Origin of the sequence: Mesorhizobium sp. M0663 (genome assembly GCF_040320585.1) — a bacterium.
Classification (GTDB): domain Bacteria; phylum Pseudomonadota; class Alphaproteobacteria; order Rhizobiales; family Rhizobiaceae; genus Mesorhizobium.
In genome coordinates this window covers 87,378-104,531 of record NZ_JAMYPX010000018.1, presented here as the reverse complement: position 1 = coordinate 104,531, position 17,154 = coordinate 87,378, and the positions used below count along the sequence as shown (strand labels likewise).

At 65.8% G+C, this 17,154-nt stretch carries 15 protein-coding genes; 7 read left to right on the top strand and 8 right to left on the bottom strand.

Going from position 1 to position 17,154, the window contains the following annotated elements; genetic code table 11:
- Positions 1-10: 10 nt before the first annotated feature.
- Positions 11-1,021 carry an NAD(P)H-dependent glycerol-3-phosphate dehydrogenase gene (locus NKI54_RS25290; protein WP_352623010.1) on the bottom strand — a complete coding sequence of 337 codons (1,011 nt, stop codon included), beginning with the start codon at positions 1,019-1,021 and terminating at the stop codon, positions 11-13.
- Entirely contained in the window at positions 1,018-2,103 is a 1,086-nt protein-coding gene (gene tsaD, locus NKI54_RS25285; protein ID WP_352622330.1) for a tRNA (adenosine(37)-N6)-threonylcarbamoyltransferase complex transferase subunit TsaD, read from the bottom strand. The genes NKI54_RS25290 and tsaD overlap by 4 nt, the downstream gene beginning before the upstream one ends.
- A gap of 101 nt (positions 2,104-2,204) precedes the next feature.
- On the opposite strand from tsaD, the gene hemC reads away from it, so the two are divergent.
- From hemC to NKI54_RS25255, 6 genes are all read left to right on the top strand, one after another.
- A complete protein-coding gene (hemC, locus tag NKI54_RS25280) occupies positions 2,205-3,131 on the top strand; it encodes a hydroxymethylbilane synthase (RefSeq protein ID WP_352594136.1) in 927 nt (308 codons plus the stop codon).
- A gap of 1 nt (position 3,132) precedes the next feature.
- The gene (locus tag NKI54_RS25275; protein ID WP_352578130.1) at positions 3,133-3,840 is read left to right on the top strand and encodes a uroporphyrinogen-III synthase; all 708 of its coding nucleotides are present in this window, start codon (positions 3,133-3,135) and stop codon (positions 3,838-3,840) included.
- 324 nt (positions 3,841-4,164) lie between these two features.
- Positions 4,165-5,655, top strand: coding sequence for a COG4223 family protein (locus NKI54_RS25270; protein WP_352636953.1), 1,491 nt, complete (start codon positions 4,165-4,167; stop codon positions 5,653-5,655).
- Between the two features lie 8 nt (positions 5,656-5,663).
- Positions 5,664-7,271 (top strand): heme biosynthesis protein HemY, encoded by a 1,608-nt coding sequence (locus NKI54_RS25265; RefSeq protein ID WP_023678201.1) that lies wholly within the window; start codon positions 5,664-5,666, stop codon positions 7,269-7,271.
- Positions 7,272-7,310: 39 nt separating this feature from the next.
- Entirely contained in the window at positions 7,311-7,790 is a 480-nt protein-coding gene (locus NKI54_RS25260) for a tellurite resistance TerB family protein (protein ID WP_023678200.1), read from the top strand.
- 18 nt (positions 7,791-7,808) lie between these two features.
- Positions 7,809-8,525, top strand: a complete 717-nt coding sequence (locus NKI54_RS25255; protein ID WP_352636952.1) for a glutamine amidotransferase — start codon at positions 7,809-7,811, stop codon at positions 8,523-8,525.
- Here NKI54_RS25255 and NKI54_RS25250 read toward each other — a convergent pair whose 3' ends face one another.
- Entirely contained in the window at positions 8,526-9,767 is a 1,242-nt protein-coding gene (locus NKI54_RS25250; protein WP_023678198.1) for an MFS transporter, read from the bottom strand.
- Positions 9,768-10,098: 331 nt separating this feature from the next.
- Here NKI54_RS25250 and NKI54_RS25245 point away from each other — a divergent pair, with 331 nt between their 5' ends.
- A complete protein-coding gene (locus tag NKI54_RS25245; protein WP_352456363.1) occupies positions 10,099-10,386 on the top strand; it encodes a GIY-YIG nuclease family protein in 288 nt (95 codons plus the stop codon).
- A gap of 367 nt (positions 10,387-10,753) precedes the next feature.
- On the opposite strand, the gene NKI54_RS25240 is transcribed toward NKI54_RS25245, so the two are convergent.
- The 5 genes from NKI54_RS25240 to NKI54_RS25220 all read right to left on the bottom strand — a co-directional run bounded on the left by NKI54_RS25240 (position 10,754) and on the right by NKI54_RS25220 (position 17,034).
- On the bottom strand, positions 10,754-11,218 hold the full coding sequence (locus NKI54_RS25240) for a Ros/MucR family transcriptional regulator (RefSeq protein ID WP_352574527.1): 465 nt from the start codon (positions 11,216-11,218) through the stop codon (positions 10,754-10,756).
- Between the two features lie 164 nt (positions 11,219-11,382).
- Complete coding sequence (locus NKI54_RS25235) at positions 11,383-12,087, bottom strand: ROK family protein (RefSeq protein WP_352569458.1); 705 nt, start codon at positions 12,085-12,087, stop codon at positions 11,383-11,385.
- Between the two features lie 19 nt (positions 12,088-12,106).
- Entirely contained in the window at positions 12,107-13,483 is a 1,377-nt protein-coding gene (zwf, locus tag NKI54_RS25230; RefSeq protein ID WP_352636951.1) for a glucose-6-phosphate dehydrogenase, read from the bottom strand.
- Between the two features lie 22 nt (positions 13,484-13,505).
- Positions 13,506-14,522 carry a phosphogluconate dehydrogenase (NAD(+)-dependent, decarboxylating) gene (gnd, locus tag NKI54_RS25225; RefSeq protein ID WP_352569460.1) on the bottom strand — a complete coding sequence of 339 codons (1,017 nt, stop codon included), beginning with the start codon at positions 14,520-14,522 and terminating at the stop codon, positions 13,506-13,508.
- A gap of 100 nt (positions 14,523-14,622) precedes the next feature.
- Complete coding sequence (locus NKI54_RS25220) at positions 14,623-17,034, bottom strand: glucan 1,4-alpha-glucosidase (protein ID WP_352692615.1); 2,412 nt, start codon at positions 17,032-17,034, stop codon at positions 14,623-14,625.
- Between the last annotated feature and the right edge of the window lie 120 nt (positions 17,035-17,154).

Below are 17,154 nucleotides of genomic sequence, written 5' to 3'. Positions count from 1 at the left end.
TCGTTCGCGATTACATGTCGGTTTCGGTCTTGAGTGGCCTTGTCATCAACGCCGACACAGCCTGGTCTATGGTTATGGTGCCGTCCAGTATGGCGGCGACGGCGGCGATTATCGGCGCGTCGATCCGGCGCTCGCCGGCGATGCGGGCGGCGATTGCCGCCGTCGGCACGCCTTCGGCCAAAGGCAGGCCGGCTAGCGGCTTGCCTTGCCCCAGCGCCAGCCCATAGGCGAAATTGCGCGACTGCGCGGACGAGCAGGTGAGCAGCAGGTCGCCGAGGCCGGAAAGCCCCATCAGCGTCTCCGGCCTGGCGCCAAAGGCGGCGCCGATGCGGCGCAATTCGACGAAGCCGCGCGTCACCATCGCCGCCTGGGCGCTGGCACCGAGCCCGGCGCCGGTGACGGCACCCGCGGCAATGGCAAAGACGTTCTTCAGCGCGCCGCCGATCTCGACGCCGATTAGATCGTCGCTCGAATAACAGCGCAGATTTTCCGCCGAAAAGCGGGCGGCAAGGTCGGTGGCCAGAGCCTCGTCGCGGGCGGCGACCACGACGGCCGTCGGCAGGCCCCTGGCGACGTCGGTGGCAAAGCTTGGGCCGGACAAAGCGGCGACCGGATTTGCCGGCAGTATTTCCTCGGTGATGGACGATAGCAGCGCGCCGGTGTCGCGCTCGATGCCCTTGGCGCAGAGGACCAGCGGGACGCCTTTCGGCATATGGCTGGACGCGGCCGTCAGCATAATTCGCAACGATTGCGCCGGCGCTACCGCCAGAACGCAGTCGGCACCGTCGAGCGCCGCCTCGATGTCGCTCGTCGCCACGATGCCGGGATCGAGCGCGATGCCCGGCAGATAGCGCGGATTTTCGCCACGGTCGACCGCCGCGACGGTCTCCGGGTCGCGCGCATAGAGGCGGACGAAATGACCGGCGCGCAGCGTGGCCAGCGCCAGCGCCGTGCCCCAGGCGCCGCCGCCGAGCACGGCGACGCGCCAGCCGCTTGGCGCCTTGTGCCCGCTGCCGGTCATGCCTTGGCCCCACGCCGGCCCGAGCCGACCATCGGGGCCGAGACGCTGTCCAGCGGCCAGCGCGAGCGCGGCACGAAATCGGCGGCGTTTTCACCTGATATGCCGGCGCGCAGGCGCTCGATGCCGGCCCAGGCGATCATCGCCGCATTGTCGGTGCAGAGGTTAAGCGGCGGCGCGACGAAGCTGAACCCGGCCTGCTCGCACAGGCCCTGCAATGTCGCCTTGATGGTCCGATTGGCGGCCACGCCGCCGGCGACAACCAATGCAGGCTCGGCCTTGTCCGGGAATTGCTGACGGAACCGGGTCAGCGCCCGCGCAACACGGTCGCCCAGCGCATCCGCCACCGCCGCCTGGAACGAGGCGCAGATATCGGCAACATCCTGGTCGCTCAGCGGGGCGATCGCGGTGGCTGCCTGGCGGACCGCGGTCTTGAGGCCGGAGAAGGAAAAATCGGGCTGCACCGAGCCCTTCATCGGGCGCGGAAAGGCAAAACGGGCCGCATCGCCATTTGCCGCCGCCTTCTCGACATTCGGTCCGCCCGGATAGGGCAGGCCGAGCATCTTGGCCGTCTTGTCGAAGGCCTCGCCAAGCGCGTCATCGATCGTCGTCGCCCAGCGCTGGTAGTCGCCGACGCCGCGTACGGCGACGATCTGGGTATGGCCGCCGGAGACCAGCAGCAAGAGGTAGGGAAAGTCGAGCCCATCGGTCAATCTGGCCGTCAGCGCGTGGCCTTCGAGATGGTTGATGGCGATCAGCGGTTTTTTGGCTGCCGCGGCGATTGCTTTTGCCGTCATCAGGCCGACGATCAGCCCGCCGACAAGACCGGGACCGGCGGTGGCGGCAATCGCATCGATGTCGGCGAGGTCGACGCCGGAATCGGCCAGCGCTGCCTCGATGATGCCGTCGAGCGCCTCGACATGGGCGCGCGCGGCGATCTCCGGCACGACGCCGCCGAAAGCAGCATGCTCCTCGATCTGGCTGAGCACGATGTTCGACAGGATTTGCGGCGTGCTGCGACCGTCCAGCGCCACCACGCTGGCGGCGGTCTCGTCGCAACTCGTCTCGATGCCCAGAACGCGGATCAATTCGTCGCTGTCCAAAAATCGTACAGATTGTACTGTCGGCCTTTCCCCGATAGGAGAAAACCCGAAAACCTGCCGGGGGTTATCACGGACGGCGCGTCATGCAAACAACCTTGAAAATCGGAACACGCGGCAGCCCGCTGGCGCTGGCGCAGGCGCATGAAACGCAGGCGCGGCTGATGGCGGCGCACGGCATGCCGGCCGAGGCGTTCGAGGTGGTCGTCATCTCGACCAGCGGCGACCGCATCCAGGACCGGCCGCTGTCGGAAGCCGGCGGCAAGGGCCTGTTCACCAAGGAGATCGAGGAGGCGCTGCTGGCGCGCCGCATCGACATCGCCGTGCATTCGTCGAAGGACATGCCGACGCTGTTGCCCGAAGGGCTGGAACTGTCCGCGTTCCTGCCGCGCGAGGACGCGCGCGATGCCTTCATCGGCAAGGCGGCGCGAACGATTGCCGGCCTGCCGCAAGGCGCCAGGGTCGGTTCGTCGTCGCTGCGGCGCCAGGCGCTGATCCGGCGGATGCGGCCGGACGTCGAAGTGGTGATGTTTCGCGGCAATGTGCAGACGCGGCTGCGCAAGCTCGACGACGGCATCGCCGATGGCACCATCCTCGCCTATGCCGGGCTGAAGCGGCTCGGGCTCGAAGACGTCGTCACCGACCTGATGCCGCTCGAGGTCTTTCCGCCGGCGCCGGGGCAAGGCGCGATCTGCATCGAAAGCCGCATCGGAGACCGCGACGTGGAACAGATGCTGGCAGCGATCCACGACGGGCCGACCGGCGAGGCGCTGGCCTGCGAGCGCGCCTTCCTGGCGGCGCTCGACGGGTCCTGCCGCACGCCGATCGCCGGACATGCGACGATATCGGGCGGAACGGTTTCCTTTGCCGGGCTGATCATCTCGCCCGATGGCACGCAGTCGCATGAAGTCAGGCTGCAAGGGCCGGCGCAGGAGGCGGCGCGCATTGGCGCGGAAGCCGCGGCGACCGTTCGGGCCAAGGCCGGCGAAACATTCTTCGATGGCTGGACCTGACATGCTCCGCGTCCTTGTGACGAGGCCCGAACCGGGCGCGTCGCGCACGGGGCGCCGGCTTGCGGATGCCGGCTTTCAGCCGATCCTGCTGCCATTGACCGGAACCGTGGCGCTGCCGGTCGATGCCGGCGCGCCCGCTGACGCCGCGGCGGTCGCGGTCACCAGCGCCAATGCCGTTCGCCATGCGCCGAAAGAGGTCATCGCGGCGCTCGCCGGCTTGCCGTGCCACGCCGTCGGCAGGAAGACGGCAGAAGCCGCCCGCGCTGCCGGGTTTCTGTCGGTCAGCGAAGGCCCCGGCAATGCCGAGGCGCTGGCCGATGCGCTTGCTGGCGGTTACGCGGGGCAGACGATCGTCTATCTCTGCGGGCGGGTGCGATTTCCCGACTTCGAGGAAGGGCTGTTGGCGTCGGGCGTTCAGGTCCGCGCCGTCGAGAGCTACGACACCGTTGTCCTGGATTACTCCGACGAGGCCGTTCTTGCGCGCCTGTCCGCCCGGCCGGTCGAGGCGGTGCTGCTCTATTCGGCCAAGGCGGCCACCGCTATGCAGGCCCTGGCTAGCCGGCCGGTGCTGCGCGGTGTTTTTGAAAAAACGCGCTTTTTCGGATTATCGGGGCGCATCGCCGCGGCCTTGGGCGATGTCGCCGAGATCCGGATTGCGCCTGAGCCCAGCGAGGACGCGCTGCTGGGACTTTTGCAGGCGTCGCGCTGATGGCAGTCGCGGCGGCTCTGTGCCGTCCTTGAGAGGCGGCGCCAAACGCAGGCGATTGCCCTCGGGCACATTTTGTTCTTGCTTTGTGCCGGCAGCTATGCTACTAATTTGGTTATGGTGCTAATTGGCTCCAACGACCCGCCCGCCGAGGCGGGTTTTTTGTGTGCCGAGCATGGGCCTTGGCTTGAAACGTGGATTCGGCCCTGCGGCGTTTTGCCAAAACTGAACTCCAGGCCGTGGCGTCATCACGCCGCCCCTTTTCACCGCTTGGTGATGTGCTAGACCCTTCAAACCATCCCGAAGCGAATTTTGCGGAGCCCGAGCATGGTCAAGACGCCGAAGATGCGGCATTCCAAGAGCCGCCGTGAGCCGGTGACCATCGAGCTTGAGCCTGGCGCCGTCTCGCGAGTCGCCGACGAACAGGATGCCGTGACCTCGCAGACCGACGAGGCGCGGGCCGAGGAAGCGGCGAACGCCTCGCAGCCGGAGCCACCTGAAGAGCCGGTGCATGCGGACCAGACCGATCTCGAGCCATGGGAACATGCCGACGCAGCCGCGCCGGCCGGCACGCAAGAGCCGGCGGATGCCGGCGTCGATTCTGCCAGGGAAGCGGAAACCCCTTATCCCGCCGGTTCGGATGCGCCGGCCGGGCGCTCCACGGTTTCCGACTACAGTTTCGAAGATGCATCCAGCGGAACCGGGGCCAACGAACCGGGGATCCCAGGTTCCGGCGAGAAGACAGCTGAGACGAGGGACGACCATATGGCAGCGCAGCCGAAGCGAAGCGGCATCAACGGCATCGCCGCCGGTATTATCGGCGGCGTCATCGCCCTCGCCGCGGCCGGCGGGCTGCAATTTGCCGGCCTGCTCGGTGCGCCGGGGTCGGGCGGCGTGTCGCTCGACGCGGTCAATGGTGAGATCGTTTCGCTGAAACGCGAGGTCGCGGACCTCAGACAGGCCGGCGCCAACAATGGCGCATCGGCCAAGGTGGACGGGCTGTCGTCGGCGCTGGATCAGGTAAGGGCGGACGTTGCGACGTTGAAGTCGGCCGTCGAGCAAGGCGGTGCCGGCGGCAATGCCGGCCTGGCAGCACTTGGCGACAAGGTAAGGCAGATCGAGACGGCGGTTGCGGCCCTCGGCAAGGCCGGCGGTACGGCGCCGGTCGATCTCGGCCCGCTCAACGAAAGGCTGGCCGCGCTCGATGCGCTGGTGAAATCGGCCGGCGAGACGACAAAGGCGCAGGACAGCCGGCTTGCGGCCCTGGAACAGTCGGTTTCACAGATCTCGGGCAAGGTCGATGCACAGGCTTCGCAGCCGAAGATCGCACTGGCCATTGCCGCTTCGGCGCTCAAGGCAGCGCTCGACCGTGGTGCACCGTTCGGCGCCGAGCTCGAAACCTTTGCCGCGATCTCACCCGATGCGCCCGAGATCGCGACGTTGCGCACCTATGCCGAAAAGGGCGTCCCGATGCGCTCCGAGATCGCCGCCGAAGCGGACGGCGCCGCCAACGCGATGGTCGCTGCCGCGACGCCCATCGACCAGAATGCCGGCATCCTGCAGAAGCTGCTGTCCAGCGCCGAATCGCTGGTCAAGGTCAGGCCGATCGGCGCCGTCGAAGGCACCGGCGTTCCGGAAACCGTCGCGCGCATGGAGGTCGCGGTCAACCAGGGCGACTACGCCAAGGCGCTCAGCGAATACGAAACCCTGCCTGAGGCGGCCAAGGCCGCCGGCGCCGACTTTGCCGGCAAGCTGAAAGCGCGGATGGAGGTCGAGACGCAGATCGATTCGCTCATCGCCGGCGCGATGAAGGCGTGAGGAACCCAATGATCCGCATCCTCGCCTTCCTTGCCGTCGTCTTTGCGCTCGGGCTCGGCTTCGCCTGGCTGGCCGACCGGCCGGGCGAAATGCTCGTCACCTTCAACGGCTATCAATACCAGGTCAGCCTGATGGTCGCGGCGGTGGCGGTCGTTGCCGTGGTTGCCGCGGTGATGATCGTCTGGTGGCTGGTCAAGGCGCTGTGGAACAGCCCCTATACGATCTCGCGCTATTTCCGCGTGCGTCGCCGCGACCGCGGCTACCAGGCGCTGTCGACCGGGATGATCGCCGCCGGCGCCGGTGACGGCGCGCTCGCCCGCAAGAAGACCAAGGAAGCGGCAAAGCTGATCCGCTCCGATCAGGAGCCACTGATCCAGCTGCTCGACGCGCAGGCCTCGCTGCTCGAAGGCGACCATGAAGGCGCCCGCGAAAAGTTCGAGACCATGCTCGATGATCCCGAAATGCGGCTGCTCGGCCTGCGCGGACTTTATCTCGAGGCCGAGCGGCTCGGCGACCGCAACGCAGCCCGCCACTATGCCGGCCGTGCCGCGGCGGTGGCGCCGCAACTGGCCTGGGCGGCCGAATCGACGCTGGAAGACCTGACCGGACGCGGCGACTGGGATGGCGCGCTGAAACTGGTCGACGCCCAGAAGTCGACCCGGCAGATCGAGCGTGACGCCGCCAACCGGCGCCGCGCCGTGCTGCTGACCGCCAAGGCGCAGGCGCTGATCGACAGCGATGCCAATGCCGCAAGGGCGGCGGCGCTCGAAGCCAACCGGCTGCGGCCGGATTTTGCACCGGCGGCGGTCGTCGCGGCGAAATTGCTGTTTAGGCAGAACGACGTGCGCAAAGGCTCGAAAATCCTCGAGGCGGCGTGGAAGGCCGAGCCCCATCCGGAGATCGCCGAGCTCTACAGCCATGCCAGGCCGGGCGATGCCGTGCTCGACCGGCTGAACCGGGCAAAGAAGCTGCAGGAGCTGAAGAAGAACCATGCCGAGTCCTCGCTTGCCGTGGCGCGCGCCGCGCTAGATGCGCAGGAGTTTTCAACCGCCCGCCGGGAGGCTGAAGCCGCCATCCGCATCGATCGCCGCGAAGGCGCTTATCTGCTGCTGGCCGATATCGAGGAGGCCGAAACCGCCGACCAGGGCAAGGTGCGGCAGTTGCTGTCGAAAGCGGTGAGAGCGCCGCGCGACCCGGCTTGGGTCGCCGACGGCGTCGTCTCCGAGCGCTGGGCTCCGATATCGCCGATCACCGGCAGGCTCGACGCATTCGAATGGCGGGCGCCGATGGAGCGGCTCGGACAGTTGATCGACGGTCATGAGGATACGCCGGAGGCGCCGGTGCCGGCCATCGCGGCTCCAGCCAGGCCGGTACAGGAAAGAGCCGGGACGATCGAGCACACGGCGGAGACACCGGGCACAGCGACCGAGGAGAAGACGGACGACCGTGCCGGCGAGGATCATGTGACACCAATCACCGCGGCGGCGTTTGCCCAAGTGCCGGAAGATGCCGAGGCCGTCGAGCCGGCGCAGGAGCTGACGCGGCTGCCCGACGACCCCGGCGTCGATCCAGACGACGCGGCGGATAAATCGACGCGCCGGTTTCGTTTGTTCTGATCAGGGTCAAGTGGACCCGGGCTTATTGGGAATGATTTGATGTTCGAACGCGTTTTGTCGTTTCTAAGGGATCTGCCGTCCGGTGGTGGCGCCAGCCCCAGCGCCGACGATCCGCGCATTGCCGCGTCCGCCCTGCTTTTCCACGTGATGAACGCCGACGGGGTGCGACAGGATACCGAATGGGAACGGTTCAAGAAGGTGCTGGCTGAAAGCTACTCGATCAGCGGCGACGAACTCGACGCATTGGCGGCTGCCGGCGAGCGGGCCGACAATGAGGCGATCGACCTCTACGCTTTCACCAGCGTGCTCAAGCGCCATCTCGACGCCGAGGCGCGAAAGGCCTTCATCGGCCTGATGTGGGAGATCGTCTATGCCGATGGCGAGCTGCACGAGCTCGAGGACAATACCGTGTGGCGGGTCGCCGAGCTGATCGGCGTCGAACGTCGCGACCGTGTCGAGGCGCGCCTCAAGGCGGCCGCCGCGGCTCCTGGTGCCGCCGGAACCTCAAGCGACGAATAGACAGGATCCCGCCTTCCAATGCCGCCCAAGCCAAGTCCGAGACCAAAGATCCTGATCGTGCTGCATCAGGAGCATTCGAGCCCCGGACGGGTCGGCCATATGCTTATCGAGGAAGGCTTCGACCTCGACATCCGCCGACCGCCGCTCGGCGAGGCCTTGCCGCAGACGCTGGATGGCCATGCCGGCGCCGTGGTGTTCGGCGGGCCGATGAGCGCCAATGACGGCGACGAGTTCGTCCGCCGCGAGACCGACTGGCTCAAAATTCCGCTCAACGAGAACCGGCCGCTGCTTGGCATCTGCCTCGGCGCGCAAATGCTGGTCAAGCATCTTGGCGGCAGGGTCGAGGGCCATGGCGAGGGCCTCGTCGAAATCGGCTGGTATCCGCTGAAGGCGACCGAAGCGGGCAGCAGGCTGATGCATTGGCCGGAGATGGCCTATCAGTTCCATCGCGAAGGGTTTTCGCTGCCGAAGGACGCGACGCTTTTGGCGACGGCCGAAACCTATCCCAACCAGGCCTTCCGCTATGGCGACAATGCCTGGGGCATTCAGTTCCATGGCGAATTGACCCGGGCGATGATGCAGCGCTGGGTGGTGCGCGGCGCGCACCGCTTCGAACTGCCCGGCGCGCAGCCCGGCCGCGACCATCTCGGCGGCCGGCTGATCTGGGACATCCACCTCAAGCGCTGGCTCGGCGAGTTCCTGCCGATGATTTTCGGCAAGCCGGCGCTGCGGTAATCAGTTTCGCCCCCTGAGATGACGCACCTTGCGCAGCTGCGGGAACAGCACCGCCCATAGGCCGGCAACAGCGATCGCCCCGACACCCCCGACCACCACGGCCGGAACCGTGCCGATCAACGCCGCCATGGTACCGGCGCGGAATTCGCCGAGCTCATTGGAAGCGCCGACAAACACCTGGTTGACAGCGTTGACGCGGCCGCGAACGTCGTCCGGCGTCCACAGCTGGATCAGCGTCTCGCGGATATAGACGCTGAACATGTCGGTGGCGCCGAGCAGCGCAAGGGCCGCAATCGACAGCCAGGTGATGGTCGAGAGGCCGAACAGAACCGTGAACGCGCCGAACAGCGCGACGAAGCCGAGCATGACAAGGCCGGCATGGTTGCGGATCGGGTGTCCGGCCAGCCAGATGGCGACGCAGATGGCGCCGACGCCGGGCGCCGAGCGCAACAGGCCGAGCCCCCATGGGCCGAGTTCGAGGATATCGCGCGCGTAGACCGGCAGCAGCGCCGAGGCGCCGGACAGGAGCACCGCAAACAGATCGAGCGAAATCGCGCCGAGCACGATCTTTTCGCTCCAGATATAGCCGAAGCCGGCGAACAGGGTCTGTACCGTCGGCCTGTCGGTCCGGCTGCGCTGGGCAGGCTTAGGGATGGTGAAGATCAGCACGGCGGCAACCAGCATCAGCACGGCGGCGGTGGTGTACGCGGCTTCGGCTGAAAGCCCGTAGAGCAGGCCGCCGGCGACCGGCCCGACGATGGTTGCCGTCTGCCAGGCGGACGAGTTCCAGGCGATGGCGTTGGCGAAATCCTCGGGCGGCACCAGATTGGCGAACAGCGATGAGGAGGCCGGCCCGAAGAAGGCGCGCGCGATGCCGAACATGGCGAGCACGATGAAGACCGGCATCGGCCCGGAGAGGCCGCGTAGCGTCAGCAGCAGCAGGGCCAAGGCGCAGCCCGCCTCGACCAGCACCGCCAGCGCCATGATCAGCCGGCGCCCGAAACGATCGGCAACGTCGCCGGTGACCAGCACCAGCAGCAGCGAAGGCAGGAACTGAACGATGCCGACAAGGCCGAGGTCGAACGGGTCGCGGGTGAGATCGTAGATCTGCCAGCCGACGGCGACCGACACGATCTGGGTGGAGAATGTCGAGAGGAAGCGCGCCGCCCAGTAGCTCAGGAACGGCCGGTGGCGAAAGGCGGCATAGCGCTGGTCGGATGGTACTTGGGATTCTGTGGTCATGGAATAAGGCCCCGTGGCGGCGATGTCGGCCGGCGGGGCACTTCCACGATGGGCGCTGGTCCGGCCAAAAGAGCCTTTAGCGCAGTTCGGCCGGAGGCGCGCGCAAAAATCCGGCCTGGATCAACAATTTCGTCCTGGCAGATAACAAGCGCATGGCAAATTGCAAACCTTCGAGACTAGCCGAAACACCTCTCGCTTCGTCATCCCAGGGCGGAGCAAGGAGCGAAGCGACGCGGCGCAGACCCTGGGATCCATGCCGTTACCTCAGTCGAAGAATGCAGCGGTTCAGAACGGCACTTGTGTCGGCATTGGCGTCAGCTACCCTTCAACCATGACCGGCTATGTCTACATGACCGCGAGCCAGAAGCGCGGCACGATCTACATCGGCGTCACCAACGATCTCGGCCGCCGCATGCCGGAGCACAAGACCGGCCAAGGCTCGCGCTTCACCAGCCGTTACGGCGTGCAGCGTCTGGTCTGGTACGAGGAACATTTCGACATTCGCGACGCCATCCAGCGCGAGAAGTCGCTGAAGCGCTGGCCACGCCAGTGGAAGATCGAGCTGATCGAGAAGACCAACCCTGAGTGGTTCGAGCTTTTTCGCGGGACGGGGTGGTAGCGTACGGTTCTGGTCCGCAGGCGCACTGCCGCGAGGTAACGGCATGGATCCCAGGGTCTGCGCCGCGTCGCTTCGCTCCTTGCTCCGCCCTGGGATGACGAAGTGGAGGGGTGTTCGGCCAATCTCGAAAGCTTGTAATTCGCCATCAATCGTCGTCCGATACACCGGACGAGCTGCCACTCTCCGACATCAGCGATTAGCCTTCAGCCATCCTTACCTTCGTCCTAGGGCGGAGCAAGGAGCGAAGCGACGCGGCGCAGACCCTAGGATGCTATGCCGTTAGCTTCGAGCGTCGCAGCTTCCGCTGAACACCAACAGACCGATCAGCAGAACGCGTTCAATGTGCATCCCGCTCGATCCAATGGTATCAAGCCGTCGCCTTGGCCTTCCTGCCCCTGCCCTTGACGGGCGCGGGCGGGGCGGCTTTGCGGCCGAGGCCGATCGCCTTGGCCAGTTGCGAACGCGAGGCCGCGTAGTTGGGGGCGACCATCGGGTAGTCCGACGGCAGGCCCCATTTGGCGCGATAGGCGTCGGGCGTCAGCCCGAAATGAACGCCGATATGGCGCTTCAAGGATTTGAACTTCTTGCCGTCCTCGAGACAGATGATGTAGTCCGGCGTCACCGATTTCTTGGGATTGACGGCGGGCGTCAGCGGCGCGGCGACCGGCACTGCCGGTTGCCCGAGCCCGCCTATGGCAGCGCTGACGCTGGCGATGAGGTCGCCGAGGCCGGAAGCCGGCAAGCGGTTCTTCTCGACATAGGCGGACACGATATGGGCGGTCAGCTCGAGCAGGTCGATATTTTTGCGAGCGTTGTTGCTGTCGTCGGTCAATCTATTTCTCCGTCCGTGGGGGTCGCAGAAATTCCTAGTCGGCAAATCTGCGCAATGCAATGACGCCGCACCACGTCACACATTATTTTGAATAATAATACTAACGGCAGCGCGGGATTAACAACCCTGAGCCGGTGCTCGATAATATCAGACAATCAGCAATATCAAATAATCAGGGATTTGTCGCGCCATAGTCGAAATCCGCCCTCGAAGGCGCGTGTGTTGTCGCCGCGTCTGCAATCGGCGGGCAAGTCGGTGAGTTCGTCGACATTGCCGCCGCCGATGACCACGTAATCCGGCTGCATGGCGGCGCGAAGCCGGTCGACCACGTCGAAGACGTGTTTGCGCCATTTCTTCTTGCCGCGCTTTTGCAGGCCGCGTTCGCCGACATAGTCTTCGAAACTGCCGCGCTTCTTGTAGGGAAGATGGGCAAGCTCCATCGGCTGGGCAACGTTATCAACGATCATCGCGGCCCCCAGGCCGGTGCCGAGGCCAAGGAACAGCATGCGGCCGCCCTCATAACTGCCGATGGCCTGCATGAGCGCATCGTTAACGACCTTGACCGGTTTGCCGAACTCGGCGGCGAAATCGCAGCCGACCCAGCCCTTGCCGAGATTGGCGGGTTCGGTCAGCGGCCGGTTGTGATGCACCGGGCCCGGATAGCCCATCGAGACGACATCGTAGTGCAGCCCTTCGGCGAGCGTCTTCACCGCCGCGACCATCTGCTGCGGCGTAAGCTCCGGTCCGGAAGCGGTCTTGCGCTCGTCGCCGCCGGCGCTGGTGCGGATCTTGACATGCGAGCCGCCGATATCGATCGCAAGCACGATCTTTTCTTCCTCCGATGCCGGTTGCTTCATCGCCTTGGCCATCGCTTTCGCCTCCCAGAAATCATTTCGCTGGATTGATCCAGCCGTTCTGCGGCCCGAATCCAGCCATGGCTTCGGCCGGCCCCCAGGTCTTTGGCGCGTAGACAAGGGGCGGCGTGGTGTCGCCGAGCACCGGGCCGACGATGCGCCAGGCGAGCTCGCTGGCGTCCTGGCGGGTGAACAGCTGGCCGTTGCCGTTCATGGCGTCGCCGATCAACCGCTCGTAAGGCGGCATGTCGCCCTTCGAATCGTCCAGCGCGGTGAGCTCGACCTGCTCACCGACCATGTCATCGCCGGGCGCCTTGCGCCGGGCTCCGATCGAGATCGCCACCTGAGGATCGATGCGGAAGCGCACGTGATTGCAGTCGCCGGGCTTGATCGGATCGAAGACGTCGAGCGGCGGCCGCTTCAGCCGCACGATGACCTCGGTGGCGTGCACCGGCAGGGATTTGCCGGCGCGAATGAAGAACGGCACATCCTGCCAGCGCCAGGTATCGACGAAAAAGCGCACCGCCGCGAAGGTCTCGACCGGCGAGTTCGGCGCCACGCCCGGCTCCTTGAGATAGCCGTCGAACTGGCCGCGCACCACATCGTCCCTGGTCAGCGTCCGGATCGCCCGCAGGACCTGCACCTTCTCGTCGATGAGATCGTCGGCCGAGCGGCCGACCGGCGGTTCCATGGCGAGCAGCAAGAGGATGTTGAGCAGATGGTTTGCGATGACGTCGCGAATGCAGCCGACCTCGTCATAGAAGCGGCCGCGGCCCTCGACGCCGAAATCCTCGGCCATGGTGATCTGCACGCTCTCGACGTAATTGCGGTTCCAGATCGGCTCGAGGAAGGAATTGGCGAAGCGGAAATAGAGCAGGTTCTGGATCGCCTCCTTGCCGAGATAATGGTCGATGCGGAAGATCGACTTCTCGTCGAAGACCAGATGCAGCACCCGGTTCAGCCAGCGCGCCGATTGCAGATCGTGGCCGAACGGCTTTTCCACCATCAGGCGCGCGCCCTGGGCGGCGCCCGACTGCTCCAGCCCCTGGACGACCACCTCGAACATCGCCGGCGGCACCGCCAGATAGTGCAGCGGCCGCTCAGCGCTGCCGAGCGCGGTCTTCAGCTTCTCGAAGGTCGCAGGCGCCCGATAGTCGCCGCTGACATAGCGCAGCAGCGATGCAAGCCTGGCAAAGATCTTGTCGTCGATGCTGCCCAAGGCGTTGACGATGCCGTCGCGGGCGCGCGCCTGCAGCTTGGCGAGGTCCCAGGGATCGAAGGCGACGCCGATCACCGGCTCGTTCAGCGTCCCTTTGGCCACCATGGCGTAAAGGGCGGGGAAGATCTTCTTGTGGGCGAGATCGCCGGTGGCGCCGAAAAGCACCAGCATGTCCGATCGTTCCTGGCTCATGGGCGTGCCTCCCTGTCGCCCGTCACGAGCCGGCTTTGGGTTTTTCGACATGGCCGCCAAAGGCATAGCGCATGGCGGACAGAAGCTTGTCGGCGAATTCGGATTCGCCTTGCGAGGAGAACCTGTCGAACAGCGCCGAGGACAGCACCGGCGCCGGCACGCCGGTGTCGATCGCCGCCTTCAGCGTCCAGCGGCCTTCGCCGGAATCCGAGACCCGCCCGCCGAACTGCGTCAACGACGAATCGGCCTTCAGTACGCCGGCCGTCAGGTCGAGCAGCCACGAGCCGATGACGCTGCCGTGCCGCCAGACCTCGGCCACTTCAGCGATGTCGATGTCGAACTGGTAATATTGCGGGTTTTCCAGCGGGCTGGTTTCGGCGTCGACGGTGCGCTGCCGTTTGCCGGCATTCGCCGACTTCAGGATGTTCATGCCTTCGGCATAGGCGGCCATGACGCCATATTCGATGCCGTTATGGACCATCTTGACGAAATGGCCGGCGCCGCTTGGTCCGCAGTGGAGATAGCCGAAGGGAGCGGTTCCGGCATCCTTGCCAGGGGCGGGCGAAGCGGCGTCGGCGCCCGGCGCCAGCGTTGCGAAGACCGGATCGAGATGCTGGACCGCGCTGTCGGGGCCGCCGATCATCAGGCAGTAGCCGCGCTCGAGGCCCCAGACGCCGCCGCTGGTGCCGACATCGACATAGCTCAAGCCTTTCAAGGCGAGGCGCGCGGCGTGGTCGACGGCCTCGTGATAATAGGAATTGCCGCCGTCTATGATGATGTCGCCCGGCTCCATCAGGGCAGCCACCTGGTCGACGATCTTGCCGGTGATCGCCGCAGGCAGCATCAGCCAGGCGCTGCGCGGCTTCGCCAGCTTGCCGACGAACTCCTCCATCGAGGCGGCTCCGACCGCGCCGGCGCTCACAAGCGCGGCGACGCTCGCCGGGTTAATATCGTAGACGACGCATTCGTGGCCATCACGCAGCAGGCGCCGAACCATGTTGGCGCCCATCCGGCCCAGTCCCATCATTCCTATCTGCATGGTCTCGTCCTGCCTTACTTGAGGGATCGATGATCTAGTGGCGCTGTGATTGAAGCATGATCTTTTCCGAAAACCGGTCTCCACTTTGCGGGATCATGCTCTATCCGGTATCGCCGATGCCGACAGAAAAGTCAGCATTCTCCCAATGGCCGCTATCGGGCCAGAAGAAAGTGAAGACAATGCTATTGCCCGGGCTATTGCCCGGAGCAATCTCGGCAACCGGCAATTCCGCAAGATGGATGCCGAAAGCATTCGCGGTGGTCTCGGTGTCATGGACGGTTGCCCAATTGTCGCTGCTCCAATGAACCAGCGCCCGGGCCAGAAGTTCGATGCGCAGCGCCTTGCCTGCCGGGATGGTACGGATCTTGTGGTTGAAGCGCCATGCCCTGAAGCGCGACACCGTCCTGCCCTCGATATAGCGCTTGACGCCTTGCGGCGGCATGTCGAACACCGTGCCGTCGCGCAGCGACCGCAGCAGCTTGATGTGCTCGGAATGCGCCCAGACCAGCGGCTTGGCGCTGCCGGAGGGCCCGCCATGCCGCAATTCGCGCTCCGGCATGTCGGGACCGTCCCAGACCTGCTCCGGTAGCAGGCCGCCCGGTCCGGCAGAGTTCTCGAACGTCCTGAGCAGGCTTGCCGCACTATCCCTACGGCCTGCCGCCAGCTCGTAATGAGCGCGCTCGCCGACCAGCAGCGGCCAGGGCCGGCCCCGGCCGGTTCCATCGAAGGGCGCGCCGTCGGCATGCTCGCCATAGCCATCGCCATTGTAGCGGTACCAGAGCGGGCCCTGCGGCAGTTCGCAGCGCAATTGCGCGTCGATGACCTTGACCGTGTCGAGGATGCGCGGATCGTCGGCTGCCCGCAAGCCGAAGCGGACCAGCGCCAGCGCATCGGGGCTGACGATCGCCTTGGCCGGCCGGTCCGTATCCGCCGGCGGGCGGTTCTTGATCGGGACGTAGCCGTCTTTCGGCGATGCCGCGCCGGCTTTGTCGGGCGGCGCAATGCGGACATAGTGGCCCTCGACGCCGGCTTCATCGCCTGAGGAGCTACCGGCGACGTAGGTCCAGCGTTCGATCTGATCGTTCCAGACATCGGCGGTTTCGCGCAGATAGTTTGCCGGCTCTGTTTTGCCGGCGGCATCGAAGATGTCCGCAGCCGCTAGCAATGCGGCGATCTCGACGGCAAGCGTGAACGGGCTGTAGCCGGCGTCTTCCTCCCAGCGGTCCTCGCCGGTGACCGGACCGTTGCGCACGACATAGGCGGCAGCGCGCTCGATCATCGGCATGAAGGAGGAGAGTGCGGCGGGCGGCAAATGGCCGGCGCGGCGCAGTGCGTCGGCAAGCAGCAGCGGGAAGGCGCATTCGTCCATCTGGATGCCCGGCCAATAGGCCGATCCGTCGAGCCAGGCGTTCTGCGGCCAACGGCCGTCCGGCTCCTGGATCGCGCGCAGATAGCCAAGGATGCGCAAGGCTTCCGCCGGGTCGCCGGCGGCGAGGAAGCCGCCGGCGGTTTCGACCAGATCGCGCGGCCAGACCAGGTGATAGCCGCCGAGGTCGTCGTCGCCCTTGTTGAAGCCCCACGGGATCGACAGGCTGGCGACGGCTGCTCCGGCAGACGACCTATGTGTCGCCAGCACCGCCGTGCTGAGGCGGTAGGGATTGAGGCCGGACGCCGCGTGCCGGTCCAGCGGCAGCAGGCCGGCCTGCCATTTGCGCCATTTTTCGATGTAGGATCTGGCCGCGGGCTCAAAACCTTGCCTCAGGCTGGCGAAAGCAGTTTCCGCCGCCTGTTGCGGCGTCGCGCCGAAGCCCAGTGCCAGCAATATTTTTGGGTTCGCAGCCGAAAAGGCGATCTCGCCGGTCAGCGCGACATTGCCGTCCTCGGCCCTGCGGCAGGCCGGATCGAGCCGGCCGCTTTGACGAAGCTGCTGCCAGCCGTCGGAGACGCCGACATAGCCGGCCGAGCACACCTTCCACGGCAGCGACGAGGCGAGCGCCAGGCAGGTGCCGCGTCCCGATGCAAACAGGACAGGCTGTCCTTCATGGTCGTCGATCCAGGCGGTGTTGCCCATGCCGGCGTTGACGAGGTGCGGTGCCAGCAGCGCGTAGACGCGGTAGTCGGCGGCCGCGCCTTTGAGCGGCGTGAACATGATCTCCTGCAGCAAGACGGGACGTTCCGGATCCGTCAGGATGCGCTTGTCGATCCTGTAGGTTCCATCGCTTGCGGTGTTGACCAGCCGGTAGGCAGGCACCCCGTCCGCCAGGGGTTCGATACTGTGTTCGGCGTCGCGTTTTTCTTCCGAGAAATAGCCGTCGGGTCCGGTTACGATCAGCCCCAGATCGCGGGTGCAGGCGCTGTCGAGGCGCGGGTAGTAGATCTCGTTGAGGATACCGTGGCTGATGGTGAACCAGATCGGGCAGGCCGGCGAGAGCGCGGTGCCGACGCCGCTCTTGGCGCTCGAGGTCCAGCGCGCCGGAATGCCGGGTGCACCCAGGGCAAGATTCGCTGCCATTCAATCGGTCTCCAGTGCCATCCCTAGACCAGGAGTCGAACCGGTTTCAATGATTGCACCGCAAGTTGATCGCCGGCCATGGATTGCTGTTGACAGCTTGCCGCCTATCTGCATTTGTCT

Bases quoted from the DNA above. Each gene is read 5' to 3' on its own strand.
- NKI54_RS25290 (WP_352623010.1), bottom strand. From the start codon at position 1,021: ATGACCGGCAGCGGGCACAAGGCGCCAAGCGGCTGGCGCGTCGCCGTG.
- hemC (WP_352594136.1), top strand. From the start codon at position 2,205: ATGCAAACAACCTTGAAAATCGGAACACGCGGCAGCCCGCTGGCGCTG.
- NKI54_RS25275 (WP_352578130.1), top strand. From the start codon at position 3,133: ATGCTCCGCGTCCTTGTGACGAGGCCCGAACCGGGCGCGTCGCGCACG.
- NKI54_RS25270 (WP_352636953.1), top strand. From the start codon at position 4,165: ATGGTCAAGACGCCGAAGATGCGGCATTCCAAGAGCCGCCGTGAGCCG.
- NKI54_RS25265 (WP_023678201.1), top strand. From the start codon at position 5,664: ATGATCCGCATCCTCGCCTTCCTTGCCGTCGTCTTTGCGCTCGGGCTC.
- NKI54_RS25260 (WP_023678200.1), top strand. From the start codon at position 7,311: ATGTTCGAACGCGTTTTGTCGTTTCTAAGGGATCTGCCGTCCGGTGGT.
- NKI54_RS25255 (WP_352636952.1), top strand. From the start codon at position 7,809: ATGCCGCCCAAGCCAAGTCCGAGACCAAAGATCCTGATCGTGCTGCAT.
- NKI54_RS25250 (WP_023678198.1), bottom strand. From the start codon at position 9,767: ATGACCACAGAATCCCAAGTACCATCCGACCAGCGCTATGCCGCCTTT.
- NKI54_RS25245 (WP_352456363.1), top strand. From the start codon at position 10,099: ATGACCGGCTATGTCTACATGACCGCGAGCCAGAAGCGCGGCACGATC.
- NKI54_RS25235 (WP_352569458.1), bottom strand. From the start codon at position 12,087: ATGGCCAAGGCGATGAAGCAACCGGCATCGGAGGAAGAAAAGATCGTG.
- zwf (WP_352636951.1), bottom strand. From the start codon at position 13,483: ATGAGCCAGGAACGATCGGACATGCTGGTGCTTTTCGGCGCCACCGGC.
- gnd (WP_352569460.1), bottom strand. From the start codon at position 14,522: ATGCAGATAGGAATGATGGGACTGGGCCGGATGGGCGCCAACATGGTT.
- NKI54_RS25220 (WP_352692615.1), bottom strand. From the start codon at position 17,034: ATGGCAGCGAATCTTGCCCTGGGTGCACCCGGCATTCCGGCGCGCTGG.